This is a genomic window from Brachybacterium sp. AOP43-C2-M15, assembly GCF_052446295.1.
Taxonomy (GTDB): Bacteria; Actinomycetota; Actinomycetes; order Actinomycetales; family Dermabacteraceae; genus Brachybacterium.
On record NZ_JBQSWB010000002.1, the window covers coordinates 137,811 to 160,112 of the forward strand.

Annotated in this window: 22 protein-coding genes, 1 tRNA gene and 1 other RNA gene; 18 read left to right on the forward strand and 6 right to left on the reverse strand. The window is 71.7% G+C overall.

Annotated elements, in window-relative coordinates; translation table 11 throughout:
- Positions 1-243: 243 nt before the first annotated feature.
- The 4 genes from ACT3SP_RS02620 (at position 244) to ACT3SP_RS02635 (ending at position 2,556) form a co-directional block, all read left to right on the forward strand.
- Positions 244-663, forward strand: coding sequence for a DUF3052 domain-containing protein (locus tag ACT3SP_RS02620; protein WP_444585679.1), 420 nt, complete (start codon positions 244-246; stop codon positions 661-663).
- A 31-nt stretch (positions 664-694) separates the two neighbouring features.
- A tRNA-Val gene (locus tag ACT3SP_RS02625) sits at positions 695-768 on the forward strand.
- Between the two features lie 154 nt (positions 769-922).
- A complete protein-coding gene (locus tag ACT3SP_RS02630) occupies positions 923-1,267 on the forward strand; it encodes a hypothetical protein (RefSeq protein ID WP_444585680.1) in 345 nt (114 codons plus the stop codon).
- A gap of 182 nt (positions 1,268-1,449) precedes the next feature.
- The gene (locus tag ACT3SP_RS02635) at positions 1,450-2,556 is read left to right on the forward strand and encodes an acyltransferase family protein (RefSeq protein ID WP_444585681.1); all 1,107 of its coding nucleotides are present in this window, start codon (positions 1,450-1,452) and stop codon (positions 2,554-2,556) included.
- A 45-nt stretch (positions 2,557-2,601) separates the two neighbouring features.
- Here ACT3SP_RS02635 and ACT3SP_RS02640 read toward each other — a convergent pair whose 3' ends face one another.
- On the reverse strand, positions 2,602-2,886 hold the full coding sequence (locus tag ACT3SP_RS02640) for a hypothetical protein (protein WP_444585682.1): 285 nt from the start codon (positions 2,884-2,886) through the stop codon (positions 2,602-2,604).
- A 111-nt stretch (positions 2,887-2,997) separates the two neighbouring features.
- Between ACT3SP_RS02640 and ACT3SP_RS02645 the strand changes: the two genes are divergently transcribed.
- Genes ACT3SP_RS02645 through ACT3SP_RS02655 form a run of 3 tightly spaced genes read left to right on the forward strand, consistent with a single transcriptional unit; the run spans position 2,998 to position 5,614 of the window.
- Positions 2,998-4,272: an aminotransferase class V-fold PLP-dependent enzyme gene (locus tag ACT3SP_RS02645; RefSeq protein WP_444585683.1), complete on the forward strand. Its 1,275-nt coding sequence runs from the start codon at positions 2,998-3,000 to the stop codon at positions 4,270-4,272.
- Positions 4,272-4,730, forward strand: a complete 459-nt coding sequence (gene sufU / locus ACT3SP_RS02650) for a Fe-S cluster assembly sulfur transfer protein SufU (protein ID WP_444585684.1) — start codon at positions 4,272-4,274, stop codon at positions 4,728-4,730. Before ACT3SP_RS02645 ends, sufU begins: the two co-directional genes overlap by 1 nt.
- On the forward strand, positions 4,727-5,614 hold the full coding sequence (locus ACT3SP_RS02655) for a Nif3-like dinuclear metal center hexameric protein (RefSeq protein WP_444585685.1): 888 nt from the start codon (positions 4,727-4,729) through the stop codon (positions 5,612-5,614). The genes sufU and ACT3SP_RS02655 overlap by 4 nt, the downstream gene beginning before the upstream one ends.
- Positions 5,615-5,631: 17 nt before the next feature.
- Here ACT3SP_RS02655 and ACT3SP_RS02660 read toward each other — a convergent pair whose 3' ends face one another.
- Positions 5,632-6,438, reverse strand: a complete 807-nt coding sequence (locus ACT3SP_RS02660) for a YaaA family protein (RefSeq protein ID WP_444585686.1) — start codon at positions 6,436-6,438, stop codon at positions 5,632-5,634.
- A 129-nt stretch (positions 6,439-6,567) separates the two neighbouring features.
- Between ACT3SP_RS02660 and rnpB the strand changes: the two genes are divergently transcribed.
- Positions 6,568-6,930: RNase P RNA component class A (rnpB, locus tag ACT3SP_RS02665), an RNA gene on the forward strand.
- Positions 6,931-6,964: 34 nt separating this feature from the next.
- Here the strand turns inward: rnpB and ppgK are convergent.
- Together ppgK and map are read right to left on the reverse strand one after the other, a co-directional pair.
- Positions 6,965-7,912, reverse strand: a complete 948-nt coding sequence (gene ppgK / locus ACT3SP_RS02670; RefSeq protein WP_444585687.1) for a polyphosphate--glucose phosphotransferase — start codon at positions 7,910-7,912, stop codon at positions 6,965-6,967.
- A 122-nt stretch (positions 7,913-8,034) separates the two neighbouring features.
- Positions 8,035-8,922, reverse strand: a complete 888-nt coding sequence (gene map / locus ACT3SP_RS02675; protein WP_444585688.1) for a type I methionyl aminopeptidase — start codon at positions 8,920-8,922, stop codon at positions 8,035-8,037.
- 37 nt (positions 8,923-8,959) lie between these two features.
- On the opposite strand from map, the gene ACT3SP_RS02680 reads away from it, so the two are divergent.
- On the forward strand, positions 8,960-9,169 hold the full coding sequence (locus tag ACT3SP_RS02680; RefSeq protein ID WP_444585689.1) for an SPOR domain-containing protein: 210 nt from the start codon (positions 8,960-8,962) through the stop codon (positions 9,167-9,169).
- A gap of 60 nt (positions 9,170-9,229) precedes the next feature.
- Here the strand turns inward: ACT3SP_RS02680 and panB are convergent, their stop codons facing one another.
- Complete coding sequence (gene panB, locus ACT3SP_RS02685; protein ID WP_444585690.1) at positions 9,230-10,069, reverse strand: 3-methyl-2-oxobutanoate hydroxymethyltransferase; 840 nt, start codon at positions 10,067-10,069, stop codon at positions 9,230-9,232.
- Positions 10,070-10,193: 124 nt separating this feature from the next.
- Here panB and ACT3SP_RS02690 point away from each other — a divergent pair, with 124 nt between their 5' ends.
- From ACT3SP_RS02690 to ACT3SP_RS02725, 8 genes are all read left to right on the forward strand, one after another.
- Entirely contained in the window at positions 10,194-10,763 is a 570-nt protein-coding gene (locus ACT3SP_RS02690) for a hypothetical protein (RefSeq protein ID WP_444585691.1), read from the forward strand.
- A 126-nt stretch (positions 10,764-10,889) separates the two neighbouring features.
- Positions 10,890-11,582, forward strand: coding sequence for a hypothetical protein (locus ACT3SP_RS02695; RefSeq protein WP_444585692.1), 693 nt, complete (start codon positions 10,890-10,892; stop codon positions 11,580-11,582).
- Between the two features lie 120 nt (positions 11,583-11,702).
- Positions 11,703-13,040, forward strand: coding sequence for a glutamine synthetase family protein (locus tag ACT3SP_RS02700; RefSeq protein WP_444585693.1), 1,338 nt, complete (start codon positions 11,703-11,705; stop codon positions 13,038-13,040).
- Positions 13,041-13,053: 13 nt separating this feature from the next.
- Positions 13,054-16,287 carry a bifunctional [glutamine synthetase] adenylyltransferase/[glutamine synthetase]-adenylyl-L-tyrosine phosphorylase gene (locus ACT3SP_RS02705; protein WP_444585694.1) on the forward strand — a complete coding sequence of 1,078 codons (3,234 nt, stop codon included), beginning with the start codon at positions 13,054-13,056 and terminating at the stop codon, positions 16,285-16,287.
- A 145-nt stretch (positions 16,288-16,432) separates the two neighbouring features.
- Positions 16,433-17,350: a PD-(D/E)XK nuclease family protein gene (locus ACT3SP_RS02710; protein ID WP_444585695.1), complete on the forward strand. Its 918-nt coding sequence runs from the start codon at positions 16,433-16,435 to the stop codon at positions 17,348-17,350.
- Between the two features lie 168 nt (positions 17,351-17,518).
- Positions 17,519-18,181, forward strand: coding sequence for a TetR family transcriptional regulator (locus ACT3SP_RS02715; RefSeq protein ID WP_444585696.1), 663 nt, complete (start codon positions 17,519-17,521; stop codon positions 18,179-18,181).
- Positions 18,178-19,173, forward strand: coding sequence for an ABC transporter ATP-binding protein (locus ACT3SP_RS02720; RefSeq protein WP_444585697.1), 996 nt, complete (start codon positions 18,178-18,180; stop codon positions 19,171-19,173). The genes ACT3SP_RS02715 and ACT3SP_RS02720 overlap by 4 nt, the downstream gene beginning before the upstream one ends.
- Entirely contained in the window at positions 19,170-20,825 is a 1,656-nt protein-coding gene (locus ACT3SP_RS02725; protein WP_444585698.1) for an ABC transporter permease, read from the forward strand. Before ACT3SP_RS02720 ends, ACT3SP_RS02725 begins: the two co-directional genes overlap by 4 nt.
- Before the next feature lie 57 nt (positions 20,826-20,882).
- On the opposite strand, the gene ACT3SP_RS02730 is transcribed toward ACT3SP_RS02725, so the two are convergent.
- Positions 20,883-21,707, reverse strand: a complete 825-nt coding sequence (locus ACT3SP_RS02730) for an NAD(P)H-binding protein (protein ID WP_444585699.1) — start codon at positions 21,705-21,707, stop codon at positions 20,883-20,885.
- Between the two features lie 222 nt (positions 21,708-21,929).
- On the opposite strand from ACT3SP_RS02730, the gene ACT3SP_RS02735 reads away from it, so the two are divergent.
- Positions 21,930-22,271: a YciI family protein gene (locus ACT3SP_RS02735; protein ID WP_444585700.1), complete on the forward strand. Its 342-nt coding sequence runs from the start codon at positions 21,930-21,932 to the stop codon at positions 22,269-22,271.
- Positions 22,272-22,302 lie beyond the last annotated feature (31 nt).

A 22,302-nucleotide genomic window follows, 5' to 3' on the forward strand; every position in this document is an offset into this window, starting at 1 on the left:
CGGCTCCTGGGCCTCGGTCCCGCAAGCCTACCGTCGCCGAGTGCGTGCGGGACCTTCACACTCCCTCCGCAACTGTGACTCGTCGGACATCGGTTTTCTCGGGCCCGTCCCCGGACCTCCCGGCGCGGAGTGCGCCGAGGTGTGGCGTGACATAGAATCGGGCCCGCGCAGCACGGCTCCGGGACGTCCCGGCACGTCGACACCGCGCCGAACGCACTGCCCCCACTCGTGAGGAGTCCTTTCTTGTCACCGTCGTCCGACGCCCCTTCGTCCAGCTCCCTCCCCGAGGTGCTGAACTTCACCACGGGCCAGATCGTGCAGGAGATCGGGTACGACGACGACGTCGACCTCGACCTGCGCGACGCGATCGAGGACCTCGTCGGCGGTGAGCTCGAGGACGAGGACACCCAGGAGATCGTCGACGCCGTGGTGCTGTGGTGGCGCGACGGCGACGGTGACCTCACCGACGCGATGGTGGACACCCTGCGCAACATCGAGCCCGGCGCCCCCGTGTGGGTGATGACGCCGAAGGCGGGCCGCGACGGGCACGTGATGCCGGGCGAGATCCAGGAGAGCGCCGGCATCGCCGGGCTGCGGGTGATGAGCTCGGTGAGCCTGGCCCCGGACTGGACCGGCACCCGCCTGGCCAGCCGCACCAACTGACCGTCGTCGGCCGCGGGGTCCGCCCCCGCTCGGGTCGTTAGCTCAGCTGGTCAGAGCGTCTGGTTTACACCCAGAAGGTCGGGGGTTCGAGCCCCTCACGACCCACCCGGGAGAGACCCCCGGTCGGCACGGACCGTGCCGACCGGGGGTCTCTCGGTGGCGTCCCTCTCGGTCGGGCCTCTCGCCGTCGGGTCCCTCGCCGCCGGGTCCCTCTCGGACCGCTCCACGGAGGCGGTGGAGATGTGGATACGGTTGATCCATGACTCAGACTGCTTCTCCGCCTCGACGGAACCCGATCGGCCTCGCGTCGCTCGTCGCCGGGATCCTGCTGCTCCTCGTCGGCTTCGTCGTCCAGTCGACCACTCCCGCCATCCCGCTGCTCGTCGAGAGGTACGGGCTCTCGTACCAGCTGCTCCCGCTCCTGTACGCGATCCCTCAGGCGGTCATCGCGGTGATCGCGACCGCTCTCGGCGTCGTCGGCCTGGTGCTGCGCGACCGGCCGCGCGCGGCGGCGATCATCGGCACCACCCTCGGCGCCTCGCATCTCGTCGTCGGGCTCGTCGGCATGGTCGGCTCCTTCCTCGTCGGCGCGGCGCTCGGCTGAAGCGTGCACGGCCGAAGCCCGTTCGGCCGAGCCGCGCTCGGCTGAACGGAGTGCGGTGCGCCACGCCCGCGACCTCGGGGAGGCAGGAGCCGGCGCCGAGGAGCCCGCGTCGGCGTGATCCCGTCCGCCTCGCGCCCGGCAGCTCTCTCGCGGGAGCGTGCACGCGTGCGAGGATGCTCCGCATGTCCGGCACGGGAACGTCCTCCTCTGCACGGGCGCGCGTCGAGATCGTGGACTGCATGCGCCTGGCCGCGGCGCTGTCGGTGATGGCGTACCACTACCTGTACAACGGGATCCGCAACGGCAAGGTCACCAGCATCTCGCACGAGCCGATCGCCCACATCGCGCAGTACGGCTACCTCGGCGTCAACCTCTTCTTCATGATCAGCGGGTTCGTGATCACCGCCTCGGTGCGGGGGAAGACGGCCCGCCGGTTCGCCGTGGGCCGCGCCCTGCGCCTCTACCCGGCGTTCTGGGTCGCCCTCGGGATCACGACCGTCTTCGCGCTGGTGCTCGGCGGTGATCGAATGGGGGTGACCGCCACGCAGGTGCTGGTCAACCTCACGATGATCCCCTCGGAGCTGGGGCAGCCCTACGTCGACGGGGTGTACTGGACGCTGCTGTACGAGCTGCAGTTCTACGTCATGGTGTTCGTGCTGGTGGTGTGCGGACAGGGACGACGTCTCGCCGCGCTCATGCCCGCCTGGGCGCTGCTGATGCTCTACATCGACGTCGCCGCCCCGCAGCTGGGCGGCGCCGCTCCCTACCTGGGCGGCTACTTCGTGTGGTTCGCGGCGGGAGCGGTGATCGCCTCGATCGTCGAGTCCGGCTGGAGCCTGTACCGGGGGGCGGGTCTGCTCGCCGCCCTCCTCTCGATCACGGACCTCGAGATGAGCCTGACCTCGGGTCTGGAGACGCTCGTGTTCCTCATGATGCTCTCCACGGTGATTCCGCAGGTGCGCTCCCTGCGCGTGCCGGGATCGGCGACGGCCGGGGCGCTCACCTACCCCCTCTACCTGCTCCATGCCCACATCGGCTACATGCTGCTGGACCGCTTCGCCACCGAGTCCACCAAGTGGCTCGCCTACGCCCTGGTGACCGGGTTCGTCCTCGCGCTCGCCTACCTGCTGCACGTGACCGTCGAGCGCCATCCGCTCTCCCGGCGCTTCTGGCACTGGCTGCTGGACGGCACCGTGGGCCGAGCCGCGGGACTGCTCGAGGCGGGGGCCGAGGCGCTGCGCACGGCGGAGGGCCGCCGGAGGCGTCGGCGCGAGACGCTCAGCGCGTGAGTTCCGGCGTGTGAGCTCCGGCGCGCGAGTTCCAGCGGGTGCGATTCAGCGTGTGACGGCGTAGAGCAGCACCAGCACGGTCGGGACCGCGAGCGCCAGACAGCCCCAGACGATCCCGGTCCTGCGGTCCCTGGCCTTCCCCTCCTCGGTGCGGGGGTGCTCGCGGGAGGCGTCGGGGTCATCGCGCCGGCGCTGTCGGCGCAGCAGCATCTGACCGATCAGGAGCACCAGGGACACCAGGATCGCCACGAACAGCGCGAGCAGGATCGGAGTGTTGATGACGCATCCTCCAGAGTGGTCGACGGCCGACGGATGTGCACAGGGTCTCACGGCCCGACCCCCGTCCCTGGGCAGTTCCTATACTGGCCGGGCCGCCACGGCCGAGGCCTCCCGCACCGCCGGGAGCCGCGAACGGCCCAGATCCGAGGAGGAACCGCGCCGGTGAGTGCACCCCAGCCAGAGCTCGACATCGAGGCGATCCGAGCGGACTTCCCGATCCTGGACCGCATGCTCGACGAGGACACGCCGATGATCTACCTCGACGGCGGCGCCACCTCGCAACGACCCCGACAGGTCATCGACGCGGAGGTCGCCTACCTCACCCGTGACCACGCCGCGGTCAAGCGCGGCGCCCATCGCATGGCCGCCGCGGCGACCGATGCCTACGAGGGGTCGAGGGAACGTGTCGCGGACTTCGTCGGAGCTCCCTCGCCCGACGAGATCGTGTTCACCAAGAACGCGACCGAGGCGCTGAACCTCGTCTCGCACTCACTGGGCAGCGGAGACGCCTCGACCCCCGACCATCTGCGAGTGCGCGAGGGCGACGAGATCCTGGTGACCGAGATGGAGCACCACGCGAACCTGGTGCCGTGGCAGGAGCTGGCCCGGCGCACCGGCGCCACGCTGCGCTGGATCCCGCTCGCGGAGGACTTCACCCTCGACCTCACCGACCTCGGCTCGCTCCTCACCGAGCGCACCCGGGTCCTCGCCCTCACCCACCAGTCCAACGTGCTGGGCACCGTGAACCCCGTCGGCCGCCTGGTCGAGGCGGCCCGCGCCGTCGGCGCGCTCACCGTGCTGGACGCCGCGCAGTCCGCTCCGCACATGCCCTTCGACGTGGCCGCCCTCGGAGCGGACCTGGTGGCGCTGTCCGGACACAAGATGCTCGGGCCCACCGGCATCGGCGTGCTGTGGGGACGTCGGGAGCTGCTGGCCCAGATGCCCCCGTTCCTCACGGGCGGGTCGATGATCGAGACGGTCCACATGGACCGCACCACCTATGCGGAGCCGCCCGCCCGCTTCGAGGCCGGCACCCCGCCGATCTCCCAGGCCGTCGGGCTCGCCGCCGCCTGCGACTACCTCGACGCGCTCGGCATGGACCGCATCGCCGCGCACGAGCAGGCGCTCACGCAGCAGGCGCTGAGAGGCCTGGCGAGCATCGAGGGAGTGCGGATCATCGGCCCGGCCGCCTCCCCGCAGCGCGCCGGCGCGGTCTCCTTCGACGTCGCAGGCCGCCACCCGCACGACATCGGCCAGGTGCTGGACTCCCTCGGCATCGAGGTCCGGGTGGGCCACCACTGCGCCTGGCCCCTGCACCGCCGCTACGGACTGCACGGCACCACTCGTGCGAGCTTCTCCGTGCACACCACCGCCGCCGAGGTCGACGCCCTCGTCGCCGGCGTCGCCCATGCCGTCGACTTCTTCGGATCCCTGTGATGAGCAGCAACCTCTCGGCCCTCTACACCGAGCTCGTCGTCGAGCACGACAAGCGCCCCCTCCACGCCGGCCTGCGCGAGCCGTTCGGCGCCGAGGTGCATCACGTCAACCCCACCTGCGGGGACGAGATCACCCTGCGCCTGCAGCTCTCGCACGACGGTGCCGAGCGCATCGAGGACGTCTCCTACGAGGCCGTCGGCTGCGCCATGAGCCGGGCCTCCGCCTCGATCATGGCGGACCTCCTGATCGGACGCACCGTCACCGAGATCGAGCCCGTGCAGAACCACTTCCAGGAGGCGATGGGCTCGCGCGGCCGCATCGAGGGGGACGAGGACCTCATCGGCGACGGCATCGCGCTGCTGGGCGCGGCGAAGTTCCCGGCCAGGGTCAAATGCGTGCTGATGCCCTGGAAGGCGTACCAGGCCGCGCTGGTCGAGACCCGGGCGCTGGGCGCATGAGCGCGCGCTCCGAGACCGCTGCCGTCCCGGATCCGGTGGCGGGCACCGCCACCGTCGCCGCGGCGGTCGAGGTGCTCGAGGCCGCCTATCCGCCGGCCTGGGCGGAGCCGTGGGACCGGGTGGGCCTGGTGCTGGGCGAACGGGACGCCGCCGTCTCCCGCGTGCTGCTCGCCGTGGACCCGACCGTGGCCGTGGCCCGCGAGGCCGTCGAGCGCGACGCCCAGCTGCTGGTCACCCATCATCCGCTGCTGCTGCGCGGCGCGAGCTTCCTGCCGGCGGACGAGGGCAAGGGCGCAGTGGTGACCTCGCTGCTGCGACACGGCACCGCTCTGTGGTGCGGGCACACCAACGTCGATCGCTCCACCCGCGGCACCGTGGGCGCGTGGATCACGCTGCTGGACCTGCAGGGCGCCCGGCCCCTGGTCCCGGGCGAGGAGAGCGCCGAGGCGGCGCACGGCTCGCAGCGCTTCGGGCTCGGTGCGGTCGGCACGCTGCCCTCGGCGACCAGCGTGGGAGAGCTCGCCGCCACGATCGCGGCGCGGGTGCCGAGGACGGCCCGCGGCATCCTGCACACCGGGCCGGCGGACCGACCCGTGCGCACCGTGGCGGTCTGCCCCGGGGCCGGGGACTCGTTCCTGGAGGCCTCGGCGGAGTCCGGGGCCGACGTCTACATCACCTCCGACCTCCGGCACCACCCGGCACTCGAGCACCTCGAGTCGGCAGCGGACCCGTGGGCCGTCCCCGCCCTCGTCGACGTGCCCCATGCCGCGAGCGAGGCGCTGTGGCTCCCGTCCGCCAGGGACCTGCTGACCCGTGCGGTGCCCGGCCTCGAGGTGCTGCTCCACGAGGGCACCACCGACCCCTGGGGCGGTCGCGCCGGCTGACGGTGCGGCCGGGCCGCTCAGCTGACGCGGTCGATGATCACCAGCGCGTCCCCGTCGAGCTCGACCTCGAGCCCGCGCCCGCGGGCGGACGCGCCGGGGGACGCGGCGAAACCGGCGCGCAGCTGGTCCACCACGTCCTCCGGGCCGGCTGCGGTGACCGGGGCGGCCAGGAGCAGCGCGGTGACGATGCCGCGGTAGCGCTTGGCGTCGTGCGAGACCACCGTCCGTCGGCCGTCCTTCTCCTGCACCGGCGCGACCTCGAGCACCCGCACATCGGGCGTGCTGCGCAGGCGCATCATCGAGCGGTAGGAGCCTGAGCGACAGTCGATGACCACGGGGGAGCGGCCGTCGGCCTGCTCCCGGATCAGCTGCGTCGCGGGATCCTTCAGGCGCGGCGCCCACCACGAGCCGGCCTTCCCGAGGCGGGAGAGGTGCGATCCCGCGGAGAGCCGGTAGGCGGGGATGCGGTCGTGGGCGGCGTCGACCAGGCCGAGCAACGCGCTCTGCACCATCACCCGTCGGTCCTGCGTGGGGGCCGAGGCGGCGTCGAGCTGGTCGTAGAGCACGCCGGAGTAGACCGCCAGCGGCGCGGCGATGGGCTCGAGGTCCAGGTGGAGCATCCGGCCCACCAGCTCGGGCGACGAGGCCGGCACTCCGAGCCGGGCGGCGGCGTCCTGGCCGGCGGCGGTGCGCTGGGCCGCGCGGAGCACCGTCTCGCGCGCCGAGCGGAGCTCGGGCAGGGCCATCGCGGCGACGTCGAGGGTCCCTGTCCCGACCTCCGAGGGTCGGGTCTTCGTCTCCGAGGGCGGCAGCAGGATCAGCATCCGACCATTGTGCGGGGCGCCCGGGCAGGGTCCGGGCATCGACGAGGGAGAGGTCGAGCACGTCAGCGCCGCCCGCGGCCACCAGCTCACGCGCGGGCAGGGCGGCGGCGGCGTAGACTTCGCAGCGGACCAGTCGGCCGGGCAGCCGCGTCCTCGGAGCTCACGCTCCGGGGCCGAGGAAAGTCCGGGCTCCATCCGGCACGGTGGTGGGTAACGCCCACCCGGAGTGATCCGCGGGACAGTGCCACAGAGAGCAGACCGCCCTCGTGCCCCACGGGGCACGGGGGTAAGGGTGAAAGGGTGGTGTAAGAGACCACCGCGGCCCCGGTGACGGGGTCGGCACGGTAAACCCCACCGGGAGCAAGGTCAGACAGGGAACGTTCGAGGGCGCCGGCCCGAGTTCCCGGGTGGACCGCTGGAGGTCGTCGGCGACGACGATCCGAGAGGGATGGCTGCCGATCACAGAACCCGGCTTACAGGCCGGCTGGTCCGCCCCACGGGGCCTCGCGAGGCGAGGGCCCGGCGCTCAGCCCTTCGAGGACGACGAGCCGGTCCTCTTCCCCGACTTCTTGTTCCCGGACTTCTTGTTCCCGGACTTCTTGTCCGTGGACGCCTTCGCGGACTTCTTGCCGGACTTCTTGTCGGACTTCTTCGCGTCGGCCGTCTTCTCGCCGGCCTTCTTCTTCGCCTTCTTCTCCGCCTTCTTCGCGGCCTTGCGCAGCGCCTTCTCCTCGGCGTGGGCGAGGGCGGCGGCGCCGACGATCCCTGCCTCGTTGCGCAGCTTCGCCGGGACCGTCTCGGTCTTCAGGTCGAGCAGCGGGAGGAACTTCTTGTGCTTCTTCGAGACCCCGCCGCCGATCACGAAGCGGGTGGGGCTGAACAGGAACTCGATGTGCGAGAAGTACTCCTGGAGTCGCCCCGCCCAGGTCTCCCAGTCCAGGTCCTCCCGTTCACGGATGGAGCTGGCCATGTACTTCTCGGCGGAATCCCCGTGCAGCAGCACGTGCCCGAGCTCCGTGTTCGGCACCAGCGTGCCGTCCACGAAGGTCGCGCTGCCCACACCGGTGCCCAGGGTGACCACCATGACCACTCCCGAGGTCTTGCGCCCGGCCCCGAACTCCATCTCGGCGATGCCGGCGGCGTCCGCGTCGTTGACCACGAACACGTCGTGGCCCGTTCGCTCGGTGAGCAGCGCGTCCACGTCCGTGCCGATCCACGACCTGTCGACGTTCGCGGCGGTGAGCGCGACGCCGTCCTTGATGACGGCGGGGAAGGTGACCCCGATCGGCATGTCCTCGGAGATGTCGAACGAGCCGATCAGCTCGGCGACGGCTTCGGCGACCGCATCGGGGGTCGAGGGCTGCGGCGTGGCGATGCGCACGCGGTCCGCGGCCAGCGTCCCGGTGTCCAGATCCACGGGCGCGCCCTTGATGCCGCTGCCGCCGATGTCGATCCCGAAGGCCTTCTTGCTCATGGTGTCTCCTGGTTCCGTGGCCGAGGCGAGGTCGCCCCGCCGCTGCGGGCACCGCCGCCCGCGGGGCGCCCGGCGGCCCACGATACCTGCGCAGGGAGCACCTGGAGAGTCGGTTCCGGCGGTCAGACGACGGTCAGCAGCTCGGGCCCCTCCGCCGTGATCAGCATGGTGTGCTCGAACTGCGCGGTGAAGGAGCGGTCCCTGGTGACCACGGTCCAGCCGTCGTCCCACTGCTCCCACTCCTGGGAGCCGATGGTCACCATCGGCTCGATCGTGAAGGTCATGCCCTCGGTGATCACGTCGTCGAACATCGGCGCGGAGTCGTAGTGGGGGATGATCAGCCCGTTGTGGAATCCCTCGGCGACGCCGTGGCCGGTGTAGTCCCGCACCGATTCCATGCCGTGACGAGACACGAACTTCTCGATCACGCGACCGATCACGTTGACCTCGCGGCCGGGACGGGCGACCTTGATGCCGCGCATCATCGCCTCGTGCGCCTTCTCGACCAGGTCCTGTGCGCGGGGATGCACGTCGCCCACCAGGAAGGTGGCGTTGCAGTCCCCGTGCACGCCGTGGAGGAACGCGGTGACGTCCACGTTGAGGATGTCGCCGGACTGCATGACGGTCGAGTCCGGGATGCCGTGGCAGATCACCTCGTTCAGGCTCGTGCAGCAGGACTTCTCGTAGCCGAGGTACCCGAGCGTGGAGGGGTAGGCGCCGTTCTCGATCAGCACCTCGTGCACCACCGCGTCGACCTGGTCGGTGGTCACGCCGGGGCGGGCGGCCTCGCCGGCGGCCTGCAGGGCCAGGGCTGCGATCCGGGACGCCTCGCGCACCCGCTCGATCACGTCCGGGGTCTGCACGTGGGGTCCGCTGTCCGAGACCGCCTCGTCCTTGCCGACGTACTCGGGACGTTCGATGCCCGCGGGCACGCTGCGGCGGGGCCCGACGGTGCCGGGCGTCAGCAGCTCGCGGCCTTCGGGACGGATCCATTCCTGCTCTACAGTCATGCCCACCAGTCTCTCACCGACTTCGAAGGAGACCGACGTGACCGAGGGCACGCAGTTCTACTACAACCTGAGCACCGGCGCCGTGGAAGAGGGTCCGCAGTCGCAGGTCACGGACCTGATGGGTCCCTACGCGACGCGGGAGGAGGCGCAGCGCGCCCTGCAGACCGCCGCGTCGCGCAACGAGAAGTGGGACGAGGACGACGAGGCCTGGGAGTCGTTCGGCGCCGAGGGCGAGGAGAAGCGCTGAGAACGGCGCACCGAGTGCCACGAGGCGTGCTCGGAGCTCCCGGCCCCGTCGGGAGCGGTCTCACTCGAAGGAGTGCTCGGGCCCGGGATAGGCGCGCTCGCCCACTTCGGCCCGGTACCGCTGGGCCGCATCGCGCAGCTGGTCGCCGAGGTCCGCGAAGGCTTTGACGAACGTGCCGTGGAAGCCGGACAGGCCCGCCATGTCCTGCCACACGAGCACCTGGCCGTCGCAGCGCGGGCCGGCCCCGATGCCGATCGTCGGGATCGCGAGGGCCTCGGTGAGCTCGCCGGCGACCTCGGCCGGCACCAGCTCGAGCACGACCCCGGCGGCTCCCGCCTCCTGCAGGGCGAGCGCGTCCCGGCGGAGCTTCGCGGCGGTGGCCTCGTCACGTCCCTGCACCCGGTGCCCGGACAGGGCGTTGACGGACTGCGGCGTGAAGCCGAGATGTCCGATGACGGGGATGCCCGCCCCCACCAGCGCCCGGACCTGGGGAGCGATCTCTGCGCCGCCTTCGAGCTTGACCGCCTCGGCGCCCGCGCGGACCAGCTCCACGCCGTGACGCAGCGCGTCGGAGGGTCCGCTCTCGTAGGTCCCGAAGGCGAGATCGGCCAGGACCAGCGGCCGGGTCACGCTGCGGGCGACCGCGCCGGTGAAGGTGAGCATGTCCTGATGGGTGGTCGCCGTGGTCGAGGCGTGCCCGAGCACCGTGGTCCCCACGGAGTCGCCGACCAGCAGCACCTCGATCCCCGCCTCCTCGAAGGCGCGGGCGGAGAACTGGTCGTAGGCGGTGAGCATCGAGAACGGGCGGCCCTTCTGCTTCGCCCGCTGCAGATGGCGCAGTCGGATCTTCGCCGGACGGACGGCGTCGGACGAGGGCCCGACGGGGGACTCAGTGCTCACGGAGCGCTCCTGGACGGTCTGGAGGAGGTAGGGGGCCTGTTCAGCCTATCCCCGTCGCGGTCGGCCGGGGTATGCCACCCTGGTCCGTGATCGCCGCATCGGCCGGCGAGGAGGAGGCGTTCCCGTGAGGTCCCCCAGGCGCAGAGCCCTGCATCGCCCCGTGCTCCTGCGCGCCGCCGGAGCACTGGGCGCCATCGCGCTCGTGCTCGGGACCGCGGCGTGCACCGGTGACGAGGACCCCTCTGCCGAGGGGTCCCCCTCCACCCAGGACCAGGAGCCGGGAGCGAACCCGGGTGACGGCGAGGAACCCGCCGCGAGCGACGGCGGGGGAGAGAGGGGCACGAGCCCCTTCTCCGACGAGGAGCTGGACGATGCCTCCGTGCGCTTCGTCGAAGCGCTGCAGGCGCTGGACGACGAGGACTGGGAGACCGCCTGCGAGCTCGTGGTCGACCCCTCCACCGGCACGGCCCCGGAGGGCGATCGCCTCCAGGAGTGCGTGGACGGCGTCGAGCCCGCGCTCGCGGAGCACGCGGACCTGCTCGTCCCAGGCATGTTCGACGTGATCGAGCCGGAGATGGTGACCGCGGAGGACAACGACGACGACACCGTCTCGATCACCGTCATCGACCAGGAGATCGACATCCCCATGACCCAGGGCGAGGACGGCCTGTGGTACCTCTCCGTGCCCTTCTGAGCGGGGGCGTCCCACCGCGAGCACCGGCGTGGGGAGTTCTCCCCATCTCCTCCGCCGTCGTCCTGTGCCACGATTCTCGCAACGGCTGCAGGGGCAGCGGGGATCGGCGATCAGGAGGACGGGACGATGACCACGATCATGCGCAGGACGGTGCGGGGCGCGTCGGCAGGGCTCGGTGCGCTGGCGATCATCGCGGGGACGGCCGCGTGCGGCGGCCTCCTCGACGGGGACGAGGGGCAGGGCGGCGACGACCCGGCGGTCGAGGAGCCCGCGGACGACGGTGCCGAGGAGAACGGTGCGGGCGACGACGGCACGGAGAATGACGGGGCCGAGGACGATGGGGCCGCCGGTGAGTCGGACACCGACACCGACGACACCGATTCCGACGGCACCGATTCCGTCGACACCGATTCCGACGGCACCGAGGAGGGGGACGAGGGCGCCGCGGCCGGCGGAGACGACGATGCTGCCGGTGGCTCCCTCTCGGAGGACGACCTCACGGCCGCCGGCGACCGGTTCATGGAGTTCTTCGAGGCCATCGGCGAGGAGGACGCCGAGGGGGCCTGCGAGCTGCTCATCGATCCCGACACCGGTGCTCCGGCCGAAGGCTCGGGCCTGGAGCGCTGCGCCGCGGAGTTCGAGAAGGGGCTGGGCGAGGACTTCGACCCCTCCCTGGTGAGCGTCATCGACCGCGCGATGATCGATGCCGTGGACAACGGCGACGGCACCGCCGGCATCACCCTGATGGACGAGCCCAGCGACATGACCATGGCCCTGGTCGACGGCGAGTGGTACCTCGTCGTCGAGGGCGATTTCTGAGGTCTGCACCCGGACCACTCTCGCGCATCCCTCAGGATCTGCGTCGCGCCCCGGACTCCGCCACGGAGACCGGGGCGCCGTGCGTGCCGCACAGCAGACCGCCTGAGGCACACTGGGAACATGGGACATCTCCACGACGACGTCATCCGCACCGTCTCCGACCAGGACGTGCGCTTCATCCGGCTGTGGTTCTGCGACATCGCGGGAACGCTGAAGTCCATCGCGATCTCCCCCTCGGACCTCGAGATCGCGTTCACCGAGGGCATCGGCATCGACGGCTCGACGATCGAGGGCCTGACCCGCAGCTACGAGTCGGACATGATCCTGCGACCGGACCCCGGCACCTTCGAGCTGCTCTCCTGGCGCGGGGAGACCAATGCGACCGGTCGCATGATGTGCGACGTGCTGACGCCGGACGGCGAGCCCGCCGCCTCCGATCCCCGTCGTGTGCTGCGTGAGGCGCTGGGTCGCGCGGAGGAGAAGGGGCTGGAGTTCTTCACCCATCCGGAGATCGAGTTCTACCTCTTCGAGGAGCCGTACGCGCACGGCGATCCGCTGCGCCCGATCGACAACGCGGGCTACTTCGATCACGTCCACCGCGGCCAGGGCCAGGACTTCCGCCGCACCGCGATCCAGCACCTGGAGGCGATGAACATCCAGGTCGAGTTCTCCCATCACGAGAACGGGCCGGGGCAGAACGAGATCGACCTGCGCTATGCCGACGCGCTGACCACCGCGGACAACATCGTCACCCTGCGCACCGTGGTCAAGGAGGTCGCGCTGTCCATGGGGCAGGTGGCCACCTTCATGCCCAAGCCGATGATCGACCAGCCGGGCTCGGGGATGCACACCCATCTCTCGCTCTTCCAGGGCGGGAAGAACGCCTTCCACGAGCCGGGCGCCGAGTACGGCCTCTCGCGCACCGGGCGGCAGTTCATCGCCGGCCTGCTGCGTCATGCTCCCGAGTACAGCGCGGTGACCAACCAGTGGGTGAACTCCTACAAGCGGCTCTGGGGTGCGCAGGAGGCCCCGAGCTACGTGTGCTGGGGGCACAACAACCGCTCCGCCCTGGTGCGGGTGCCGTTCCACAAGCCCACCAAGGGCACCAGCTCGCGCGTCGAGTTCCGCGGGCTCGACTCCGCCGCCAACCCCTACCTCGCCTTCGCGGCGCTGCTGGCCGCGGGCATGGCGGGCATCGAGGGGGAGTACGAGCTGCCCGAGGGGGCGGAGGACGCCGTCTGGGAGCTCACCGAGCGGGAGCGCCGGGCGATGGGCATCGATCCTCTCCCTTCGGACCTCTTCCGCGCACTGGAGTCCTTCGAGGGCTCGGAGCTGATGGCGAGCACCCTCGGCGAGCAGGTCTTCGAGTTCTTCCTGCGCGACAAGCGCCAGGAGTGGCAGCGCTACCGCGAACAGGTGACCGATCACGAGCTCCGCTCGACCTTCAGCCGCGTCTGAGAGGAGCCGGGACATGGACGAACAGCCCGACGGACCGACCGCAGCCACCGGATCATCGGGGTCGACCGGATCATCGGGGTCCACCGGGCCCTCCGAGCCCTCGACCACCACGGGAGCGCTGGCCCGACTGGGATTCAGCCGCACCGATCGCGTGCACCGCTTCCTGGCGGAGCCCGCCCTGGCCGGTCTCGGCGAGGGGGCCGCGCGGGCGCTCGGCCGCACCGCGGACGGCGACGACGCGGTGCTGGGTCTGCTGCGCCTGGCCGAGGCCGCCCAGGAGGCGGGCCAGGACGCGCTGCTCCAGGAGTTCTTCGACGGCATCGGGACCGAGGGGAGCTCCGGACAGCGGCTGATCACCCTGCTGGGCAGCTCCGTCGCGCTCGGCGACTTCCTCACCCGGCATCCCGAGCATCTCACCCTGCTGCGGGAGGGCGACGACGGGCTCGCCATGCCCGCGAGCGCGGTGCGCGAGACGCTGCTCGAGGCCGTCGGCGCGGATCCTGCGGCGAGGGTCCCGGTCGCCGACGACGGCGGCCGGGAGGTGCGGGACGCGCTGCGCATCGCCTATCACGGTCGCCTGGTGCAGATCGCGGCGGCGGACGTCGGCTCCGCGGATCCGATCGCGCTGCAGCCGCGGGTCTCCGTCGCGATCAGCGATCTCGCCGATGCCGCCCTGGAGGCCGCCTGCGCGATCGCCCGGGCGACGGTCGAGGGCCACGAGATGGTGCGCTGGTCCGTGATCGCGCTCGGCAAGACGGGAGCGAGGGAGCTCAACTACATCTCCGACGTGGATGTCATGCACGTCGTCGCCCCCGCCGCGCCGACGGCCGATGCGACGGGTGCCGAGGGGGTCGAGGGGGCAGCGGCGGCCGACGAGGAGGCCGGGACCTCCGTGGAGGAGGACGTCATCGCCATCGGGGGAGCCCTGGCCCGTGAGCTCGCCCGCGCCTGTTCGGAGCGCACCGGCGAGGGATCCCTGTGGCAGGTCGACGCGAACCTCCGCCCCGAGGGCAAGGACGGCCCGCTGGTGCGGACCATCGGCTCCTACCGCCGCTATTACACGGAGTGGGCGAAGTCCTGGGAGTTCCAGGCGCTGCTGAAGGCGCGCGCCGCCGCCGGGGACAGGAAGCTGGGGCTCGAGTACGAGCGGATGGTGGAGCCCTGGGTCTGGCAGGCCTCCACCCGCGACGGCTTCGTCGAGGACACCCGGGCCATGCGCCGCCGGGTGGTGGCCCACATCCCGCGGGCCGAGGTCGAGCGGAACATCAAGCTGGGCCCCGGAGGTCTGCGGGACGTCGAGTTCACGGTGCAGCTGCTGCAGATGGTCCATGGTCGCGCCGACGAGGTGCTGCAGGGTCGATCCACCCTCGAATCGCTCGCGCGACTGGGCGAGGGCGGCTACATCTCGCGCGGGCACGTGAGCGAGATGGACACCGCCTATCGGTTCCTGCGCTGCGTGGAGCATCGTCTGCAGCTCCACCGGCTGCGCCGCACCCAGGTGCTGCCCACCGCCGCTTCCGACCTGCGACGGCTCTCGCGCAGCATGGGCCTGTCCACCGACGACTTCCACCAGCGGTACCACCGCACCCGTCGCCTGGTGCGGCGACTGCACGAGGACATCTTCTACCGTCCCCTGCTGCTCACCGCCTCGCAGCTCAGCGACGGCGAGATCCGGCTCAGCGAGCAGTCCGCCGAGGCGCGCCTGGCGGCGATCGGCTACCGCGACCCCTCGCGCGCCCTCGGCCACATCTCCGCTCTCACCGAGGGCATCTCCCGCCGCGCCAGGATCCAGCGCCAGCTGCTCCCGGCGATGCTCGAATGGTTCGCCGACGGCGTGGACCCGGATCTGGGTCTGCTCTCCTTCCGCCGACTCTCCGATGCGATCGGCTCCGCCCACTGGTACCTGGGTCTGCTGCGGGACTCGGGCCTGGCGGCCAAGCGTCTGACGCGGGTGCTCGCCTCCGGTCGCTTCGTCGGCGAGCAGCTCGAGCAGATCCCCGAGGGAGTGCGCTGGCTGGCCCGCGACGAGCAGCTGCGGCCGCTGTCCCGCGACGTGCTGGGCAGGGAGTTCCTCGCTGTCATCTCCCGCGTGGACGATGTGGCGATGGCGCGCGACGTGCTGCGCCGTACGCGCAGCCGCGAGCTGCTGCGCATCGCCCTGGCCCATCTGACCGGCACCGCCTCGCCGCCGGAGGTCGCCCGCGCCCTGACCGATCTCGCCGAGGCCGTGCTCGAGGCGGGCATGCTGGTCGCCCTGCACGTCGTGGCCCGGGACCGGGACGTGGTGGGGGAGGGTGCGGAGACTCTCGACGACGTCGACGAGGTCGACGTCGGCACGGCCCGTCGGCTGCGGGAGAAGCGCTCGGACCCGGCCCGCGCGCTGGGGATCGAGATGGCGATCCTGGCGCTGGGAAGCTTCGGGGCCGGGGAGATGGGGTACTCCTCCGATGCGGACGTCCAGTTCATCGCGATCGACCGCGGTGCCGGCACCAGCACCGTGGAGATCGCCGTCGCGGTCGCGACCCAGACGCAGAAGATCCTCAACGCCCCCTCCGCACGCTCCGACATGAAGGTCAGCGCGGACCTGCGCCCCGAAGGCCGGATGGGCCCGCTGGCGCGCAGCCTCGAGTCCTGGGCCGACTACTACCGTCGTGATGCCGAGACCTGGGAGAAGCAGGCCCTGCTGCGTGCGCGGCCGGTCGTCGCCTCCGAGGCGGTCGCCGCGCGGCTGCGCGAGGAGATGGACTCTCACCGCTACCCCAGGGCCGGTCTCGAGGAGACGGCGCGACGGGAGATCACCCGGATGAAGGCGCGTGTGGAGTCCGAGCGGCTGCCGCGCAACGCCGAGCCCGCCCGGCACGTGAAGCTCGGCCGGGGTGGGATGACGGACGTGGAATGGTGCGCCCAGCTCCTCGCCCTCGAGCACGCCCACGAGGTCGAGGCCCTGCGCACGCCCCGCACCCTCGACCAGCTCGAGGCGGCCGCCGCGGCGGACCTCATGCCGGCCAGGGAGGTCCACGAGCTCTCCGACGCGTGGACCCTGGCCTGGCAGATCCGCCGCGGCCTGTTCCTGTGGAAGGGGCGAGAGGGTGACGTGCTGCCCACCGACCGCCATGACCTGCGGGCGCTCGCCCTGCTGATCGACGGCGAGGAAGGCTCCGCCTCCGAGCTCGAGGAGCGGTATCTGCGCCTGACCCGTCGGGCGCGCAACATCGCCGAGCGTCTCATCTTCGGGGTCGACGAGTGACCCCTGCCCGGAACACCTGTGATCCGTGCATCCGACCCGGCGTGTACCTCACTCGCCTCACCCCGCGCGGTGACGCCGCGGCGTAGCGTGGCCGTCGATCGTCCATCACGTCGGCCCGCCGACGCCCGCACCCTGCCGAGGATCCATGACCACCCCCTCTCTCAGCGCCGACACCCCGCGCGGACGCATGTACCGGCTCGAGCCGGACGGCCCGCTCATGTACCCCTCGATCACCACCGTCGCGGGGATGCGCGCGAAGGACTTCCTGCAGGGCTGGTACGCGACCATGGCCTCCAAACGTGCTCTGGACATGTACGCCTGGCTGGACCGCAACCCGGACCGCGCGGCCGCCGAGATCTCGCGGGTGGCCCGTGACCGCTGGGGGACGCAGAAGCGGATCGCGGCCGCGGCCCCCGAGTACACCCGCACCGCCTCCGACTTCGGCACCCTGGTCCACGCCGTCTGCGAGGACTGGGGGCGCAGCGGAGCCCGTCCCGACCCGGCGCACATCGGGGAGATCGCCGAGCAGATGCGCAGCGGGCAGGGGGCCTTCGCCGCCGAGAAGGATCCGCAGGCCCTCATCGCCCGTGCGCAGGTGCGCCTGGACGGCTACGCCCGCTTCCTGGACGAGTACCAGCCCGACTTCCTCGAGGTCGAGCAGACGGTGGTCAACCACACCGTCGGCTACGCGGGCACCACCGACGCGATCGTGAGGATCGGCAACACCGTGCTCAGCGCGGACATCAAGACCTCGAAGAAGGTGCGGGGCGACTACGCGCTGCAGGGCGTGGCCGTGTGCCGCGCGGAGCTGCTCCTGGACGGTGACGGCTCCACGCGCGAGATGCCGGACCTCACCGGCGCCTTCGTCATCCACCTGCCCGAGGCGGGCGGATACCAGGCGGTGCCGCTGCGCACCGGTGACGCCGAGTTCGAGGTGTTCCGCTCCCTGCGTGCAGCCTGGTCGTTCGAGCCCGACGAGTGCGCGCTCGAGCCCGCCGCCGGTCCGAAGGAGCTGCTCCTGTCCCTGCTGCGCAGCAAGGGCGGGATCGACGCCCTGAGCTGAGCCGGACGGCGCCCGGCGCCCGACTCCGCGTGCTCCCTCATGCCCTGACCACCTCTGGTCATCTCCGCGCGGCGGTCCTGTGACCTCTCGAGCGCAGCAGTCCCTTGCCTCGGATTGAACGCGCGTATAGTCTATTGAACATCAGTTCAATCGTGCTGGAGGTGCGCCGTGGAACCGAGACCGCCCGCCGAGGAGCGGATCCTCCGGGCCGCGCTGCGACGCTTCGCCGTCGACGGTCTCGCGGCGCCGCTGCGCGCCGTCGCCCAGGACGCCGGGGTCAGCGCCGGGCTGATCATCCATCACTACGGATCCCGCGATCAGCTCCTCGCCTCCTGCGACCGGCGTGCCTTGGAGGTCACACGGGAGCAGAAGCTCGAGGTCATGGCCGGGGGATCGGGCGTCATGCTCGCCCAGATGGCGGAGGCCGAGCGGTACGCGCCCATCGTGGGCTACGTGCTGCGGCGACTGCAGGCCGGCGGCCCGCTGGCCCACCAGCTGGTGGGGCGCTTCGTCGCCGACGCGCAGGAGTACATCGAACAGGGCGTCCGCGCGGGCCTGATCACTCCCAGTCGCGATCCCGCGGCGCGTGCCCGGGTGCTCATCGAGATGACTCTCGGTGCGCTGCTGCTCCAGCTGCCCGCACAGCGCGAGCACCTGGACCTCGAGGAGCTCCCCGCCTGGCTCCGCGCCTACTCCGAGGCGCTCCTGCCGCCCGTGCTCGAGCTGTACACCGAGCCCCTGCTGGCGGACAGCTCGATGCTCGACGCCTATCTCGCCACTGACCAGGGCAGCACCGCCGCGCCGCCCACGACCGACGGGAGAATGCCATGACCACCACCGACACGACCGACACCCCCGACCGCCCTGCCGGCCCCGTGCGCGCGCCCCGCGCGAGCGACCGGGGCGACGCCGCCGTCGTGGTCCGCGACCTCACCAAGACCTTCGGCGCCACCCGCGCGCTCGACGGCTTCAGCCTCACCGTGCCCCGCGGCCAGGTCACCGGCTTCCTGGGCCCCAACGGAGCAGGGAAGTCCACCACCATCCGCATCCTGCTGGGACTGCTGAAGGCGACCTCCGGAGAGGCCGAGGTGCTCGGCCGGGACCCCTGGAAGGAGGCCGTCGGGATCCACCGGCAGCTCGCGTACGTGCCCGGGGACACCAATCTCTGGCCGAACCTCACCGGGGGAGAGGCGATCGACGTGCTCACCCAGGGCGAGCAGGGCACCGCGCACCGGCGCCGCCGAGAGGAGCTCGTCGAACGCTTCGAGCTCGACCCCACCAAACGCGCCCGCACCTACTCCAAGGGCAATCGGCAGAAGGTGTCCCTGGTCGCGGCGCTCTCCCGGGACGTGGAGCTCTACATCATGGACGAGCCCACCTCCGGTCTCGACCCGCTGATGGAGGCGATCTTCACCGACGAGGTGAGCCGCCTGCGCGCGGACGGACGCACGGTGCTGCTCTCCAGCCACATCCTGGCCGAGGTCGAGAAGCTCTGCGACACGGTGACGATCATCCGCTCGGGCGAGGACGTCGAGACCGGCACCCTGGCGCAGCTGCGCCACCTCACCCGTTCCACGGTCGCCGCCACCACCACGGCCGATCCCGCCCCGCTCGCGGCGCTCCCGGGCGTGCACGACCTCAGCGCCGACGGGGACCATCTGCGCTTCGACGTCGACGACGCGGCCCTGCACGAGGTGCTGCCCGTGCTCACCCGGATGGGGGTCACCGGCCTGACCATCACGCCGCCGTCGCTCGAGGATCTCTTCCTGCGCCATTACGGCGACGATCTCCGCACGCAGGATGGCGAGGAGGGGAGCTCATGAGCACCGCGACCCGCGACGCCGGTGCGCCGACGCACCGCCGTGCGCCCGACTCCGCCGCCCCGCTGACGGGACTGGCAGCGCTGGTGCGCCTCTACGGGCGCATCTCCCGCCGTCAGATCATCATCTGGACGCTCGCGATGCTCGCGCTCGTGCCCTCCTCGATCCTCGCGATGGAGGAGGCCTACCCGGACCAGCGCGCCCTCGACGCGCGCGCGATGCTGTTGGACAACCCCTCCGCGGTCATGATGACCGGTCCCTACTTCGCGCACGACCAATACACCTTCTGGGCGATGGTCGCCAACGAGCTGGTGCTGTACCTCCTGCTCGCGGTCGCCATCATGAGCATCCTGCTGACCGTGCGCCACACCCGCGCGGAGGAGGAGGCCGGGCGGCTCGAGATGACTCGCGCCCTTCCCACCGGACGGCTCGCCGCCCCCGCCGCCGCGCTCGCCATCGTCGCACTGGCGAATCTCGCAGTCGGCGCCGCTGTCGCGGTCGGCGCCCTCGTGGTGGGCAGCGAGGTCACCGGAGCTCTGGCCCTCGGCCTCGCCACCGCGCTGACGGGTCTGATGTTCGCCGCCATCGCTGCGGTCACGGCCCAGCTCACCGAGCATGCCGGCAGCGCCTCCGGGATGGCGTTGGGCGTTCTCGCCCTCGCCTTCATGGTGCGCGGGGTCGGGGACGTGATCGACCGCCAGGGCTCGTGGCTGTCCTGGACCTCGCCCCTGGCCTGGGCGCAGCAGACCCGCATCTACGTGGACCTGCGCTGGTGGCCGCTGCTGGTCTCCGTGGCCGCGATCGTCCTGCTGCTGGTGCTCGCCGGCGCCCTGTCCCGTCGCCGGGACGTCGGCGCAGGACTGCGCGCGCCCGCCCCCGGCCCCGGCGGCGCCTCCGCGGCCCTGCTCGCCCCTGGGGGCCTGGCCCGGCGCCTGGTCACGCCCATGATGATCGCCTGGGGCATCGGCCTGTTCCTGTTCGCGATCGCCTTCGGCTCGCTGGCCTCCTCGCTGACGGACTTCTTCGCGGAGACGCCGGCGATCGGGGAGTGGGCGCCGATCACGATCGATGATCTCACCGGCTCCTTCTCCGCCTTCATCCTCACCATGCTCACGATCGGCCCCATCGGCCTGGGCGTCTCGGGCGTGCTGCGGATGCGCACGGACGAGCAGGAGGGGCGTCTCGCTGGGGTCCTCCTGGCCGGCACCTCGCGACTCGCCCTCGCACTGGGCTGGTTCGTGGTGGTCCTGCTCCAGATCGTCGTGATGCAGGCGCTGCTCGGTCTCGGCGTCGGGCTCGGGGTCTGGCAGGCCACCGAGGACGCCTCCTGGATCGGGGAGCTGACCCTCGCCTCCCTCGCCTACCTGCCGGCGATCGCGCTGTACACGGCGTTCGCGCTCGCGCTCTACGGCCTCGGCCACCGCCTCACCGGCCTCGCCTGGCTGCTGGTGATCTACACGGCGCTGGTCACCTTCCTCGGCGACCTCCTGGGCATGCCGGGCTGGGCACGGGACCTCTCCCCGCTGGAGCACGTGTCCCTGGTCCCCTCCGAGGACCTCGACCCTGGACCGCTGCTGGTGATGGGCGCTCTGGCCGTCCTGCTCGTGCTGCTCGGACTGCTCGCGCTGCGCCGGAGGGACCTGGTGGCGGGCTGAGGTCCGCCGGCGGGAGCACCCTCCGGGACCGCTCCGTGCTCCGCTCGGCGGGGCGGCTCACCGGAACTGCTCCGCGTTCTCCGCGGCCCACTGCGCGAAGGTGCGCCCCGGCCCTCCGGCGACTCGCTGCACCGTGTCCGTCGGGGTCGCTCCGATCGGGCTCTCCCAGGTCCACGTCATGAACTCGACGGCCTCGTCGTCGAATCCCCAGGAGCGCCAGCGTTCGATGGCCTCCTCGTCGCTCAGCTCGCGAAAGGTGATCTCCTGTCCGATCGCCTCGGCGAGGATGCTCACCTGCTCCGCCGTGGACACGGCCTCGGGACCCGTGATCACGTAGCTCCGTCCGCCGTGGCCGGCCTCGGTGAGCGCGGTGGCGGCGACGTCCGCGACATCGGCCTCGTGGACGATCGCGCCGCGGCTGTCGCCCCGAGGCTCGGCGACCTCTGCCTCGGTGCGGATGGCCTCCGCCCACCACAGCGCATTGGCCATGAACCCCACCGGGGCCAGCACGGTCCACTCCAGGGACGAGTGCTGCACGGCCGCGTCCATTCCCCCCGGGATCCCGTTGTGCAGCACGGTCGCGCGCCGTACCCCGGCGCGTTCGGCGGCCTCGACGACGGCGGGAGCCGTCGTGAGGGCGTCACCGCCTCCGGCGCCGCGCGGTGCATCGAAGCCGATCAGGTGCACCGCGCTCACGCCGTCGAGAGCGGCGGCGAGGCTCGGTGGATCCGTCAGGTCTCCCTGGACCACCTCCACCTCCGTGGGCAGATCGGCGGTGCTCGGGTCCCTGCTCAGGGCTCGGACGTGCTGTCCGCGCTCCGTCAGGGCGCGGACGAGGGCCCGACCGATGGTCCCGGTCGCTCCGGTGACGAGAATGGTCATGGGGTCTCCTGGCGTTCGTGGCGGCGGTGCGAGAGGGTCCCCATCGTAGGGAGCAGCGCGGACACGACCTGTCCGGAGAGCCTCGGCCATCTCGTGCGGAGCCGAGCTTCCGACCATGTCAGGAGCCCTGCCCTGGCGTCCGGCAGCGGAAGGGAGGAGACTTCCGACCCCCACCGCGCCCCCGCGAGGACCGTGCGCCGGGACCGACGAGAGGCCGATCCGATGTCGAAGTACCTCATCTCCTTCCCCAGCAGCGCGATGACCGTCTCCGAGCAGGAGATGCCGGACGTCGTCGCGGACTCCCACGCCGTGGTCCGCGACGCCAGGGATGCCGGGGTCTGGGTGGTCGGCGGTGGTATCGACGGGAGCATCCCACCCGTGAGGGTCGACGGTGCCGGCACCGTGCTCGAGGGCACCTACCCCGAGACGCGTCGGATCGAGGGCGGCTATGCCGTGCTCGAGGTCGGCACGCGCGACGAGGCGATCGAGTGGGCGAGGAGGATCGCCGTCGCCTGCCGCTGCGCCCAGGAGGTGCGGGTGTTCGGGGACGACCCGGAGAGCTGAGTCGCTGACGGTCCGCCGAGGGCACCGTTGC

Coding starts and splice junctions, on each gene's coding strand:
- ACT3SP_RS02635 (WP_444585681.1), top strand. CDS start 1,450: ATGTCCGGCACGGGAACGTCCTCCTCTGCACGGGCGCGCGTCGAGATC.
- ACT3SP_RS02655 (WP_444585685.1), top strand. CDS start 4,727: ATGAGCGCGCGCTCCGAGACCGCTGCCGTCCCGGATCCGGTGGCGGGC.
- ACT3SP_RS02700 (WP_444585693.1), top strand. CDS start 11,703: ATGGGACATCTCCACGACGACGTCATCCGCACCGTCTCCGACCAGGAC.
- map (WP_444585688.1), bottom strand. CDS start 8,922: ATGACTGTAGAGCAGGAATGGATCCGTCCCGAAGGCCGCGAGCTGCTG.
- ACT3SP_RS02695 (WP_444585692.1), top strand. CDS start 10,890: ATGACCACGATCATGCGCAGGACGGTGCGGGGCGCGTCGGCAGGGCTC.
- sufU (WP_444585684.1), top strand. CDS start 4,272: ATGAGCAGCAACCTCTCGGCCCTCTACACCGAGCTCGTCGTCGAGCAC.
- ACT3SP_RS02725 (WP_444585698.1), top strand. CDS start 19,170: ATGAGCACCGCGACCCGCGACGCCGGTGCGCCGACGCACCGCCGTGCG.
- ACT3SP_RS02660 (WP_444585686.1), bottom strand. CDS start 6,438: ATGCTGATCCTGCTGCCGCCCTCGGAGACGAAGACCCGACCCTCGGAG.
- ACT3SP_RS02705 (WP_444585694.1), top strand. CDS start 13,054: ATGGACGAACAGCCCGACGGACCGACCGCAGCCACCGGATCATCGGGG.
- ACT3SP_RS02735 (WP_444585700.1), top strand. CDS start 21,930: ATGTCGAAGTACCTCATCTCCTTCCCCAGCAGCGCGATGACCGTCTCC.
- ACT3SP_RS02720 (WP_444585697.1), top strand. CDS start 18,178: ATGACCACCACCGACACGACCGACACCCCCGACCGCCCTGCCGGCCCC.
- ACT3SP_RS02730 (WP_444585699.1), bottom strand. CDS start 21,707: ATGACCATTCTCGTCACCGGAGCGACCGGGACCATCGGTCGGGCCCTC.
- ppgK (WP_444585687.1), bottom strand. CDS start 7,912: ATGAGCAAGAAGGCCTTCGGGATCGACATCGGCGGCAGCGGCATCAAG.
- ACT3SP_RS02710 (WP_444585695.1), top strand. CDS start 16,433: ATGACCACCCCCTCTCTCAGCGCCGACACCCCGCGCGGACGCATGTAC.
- ACT3SP_RS02630 (WP_444585680.1), top strand. CDS start 923: ATGACTCAGACTGCTTCTCCGCCTCGACGGAACCCGATCGGCCTCGCG.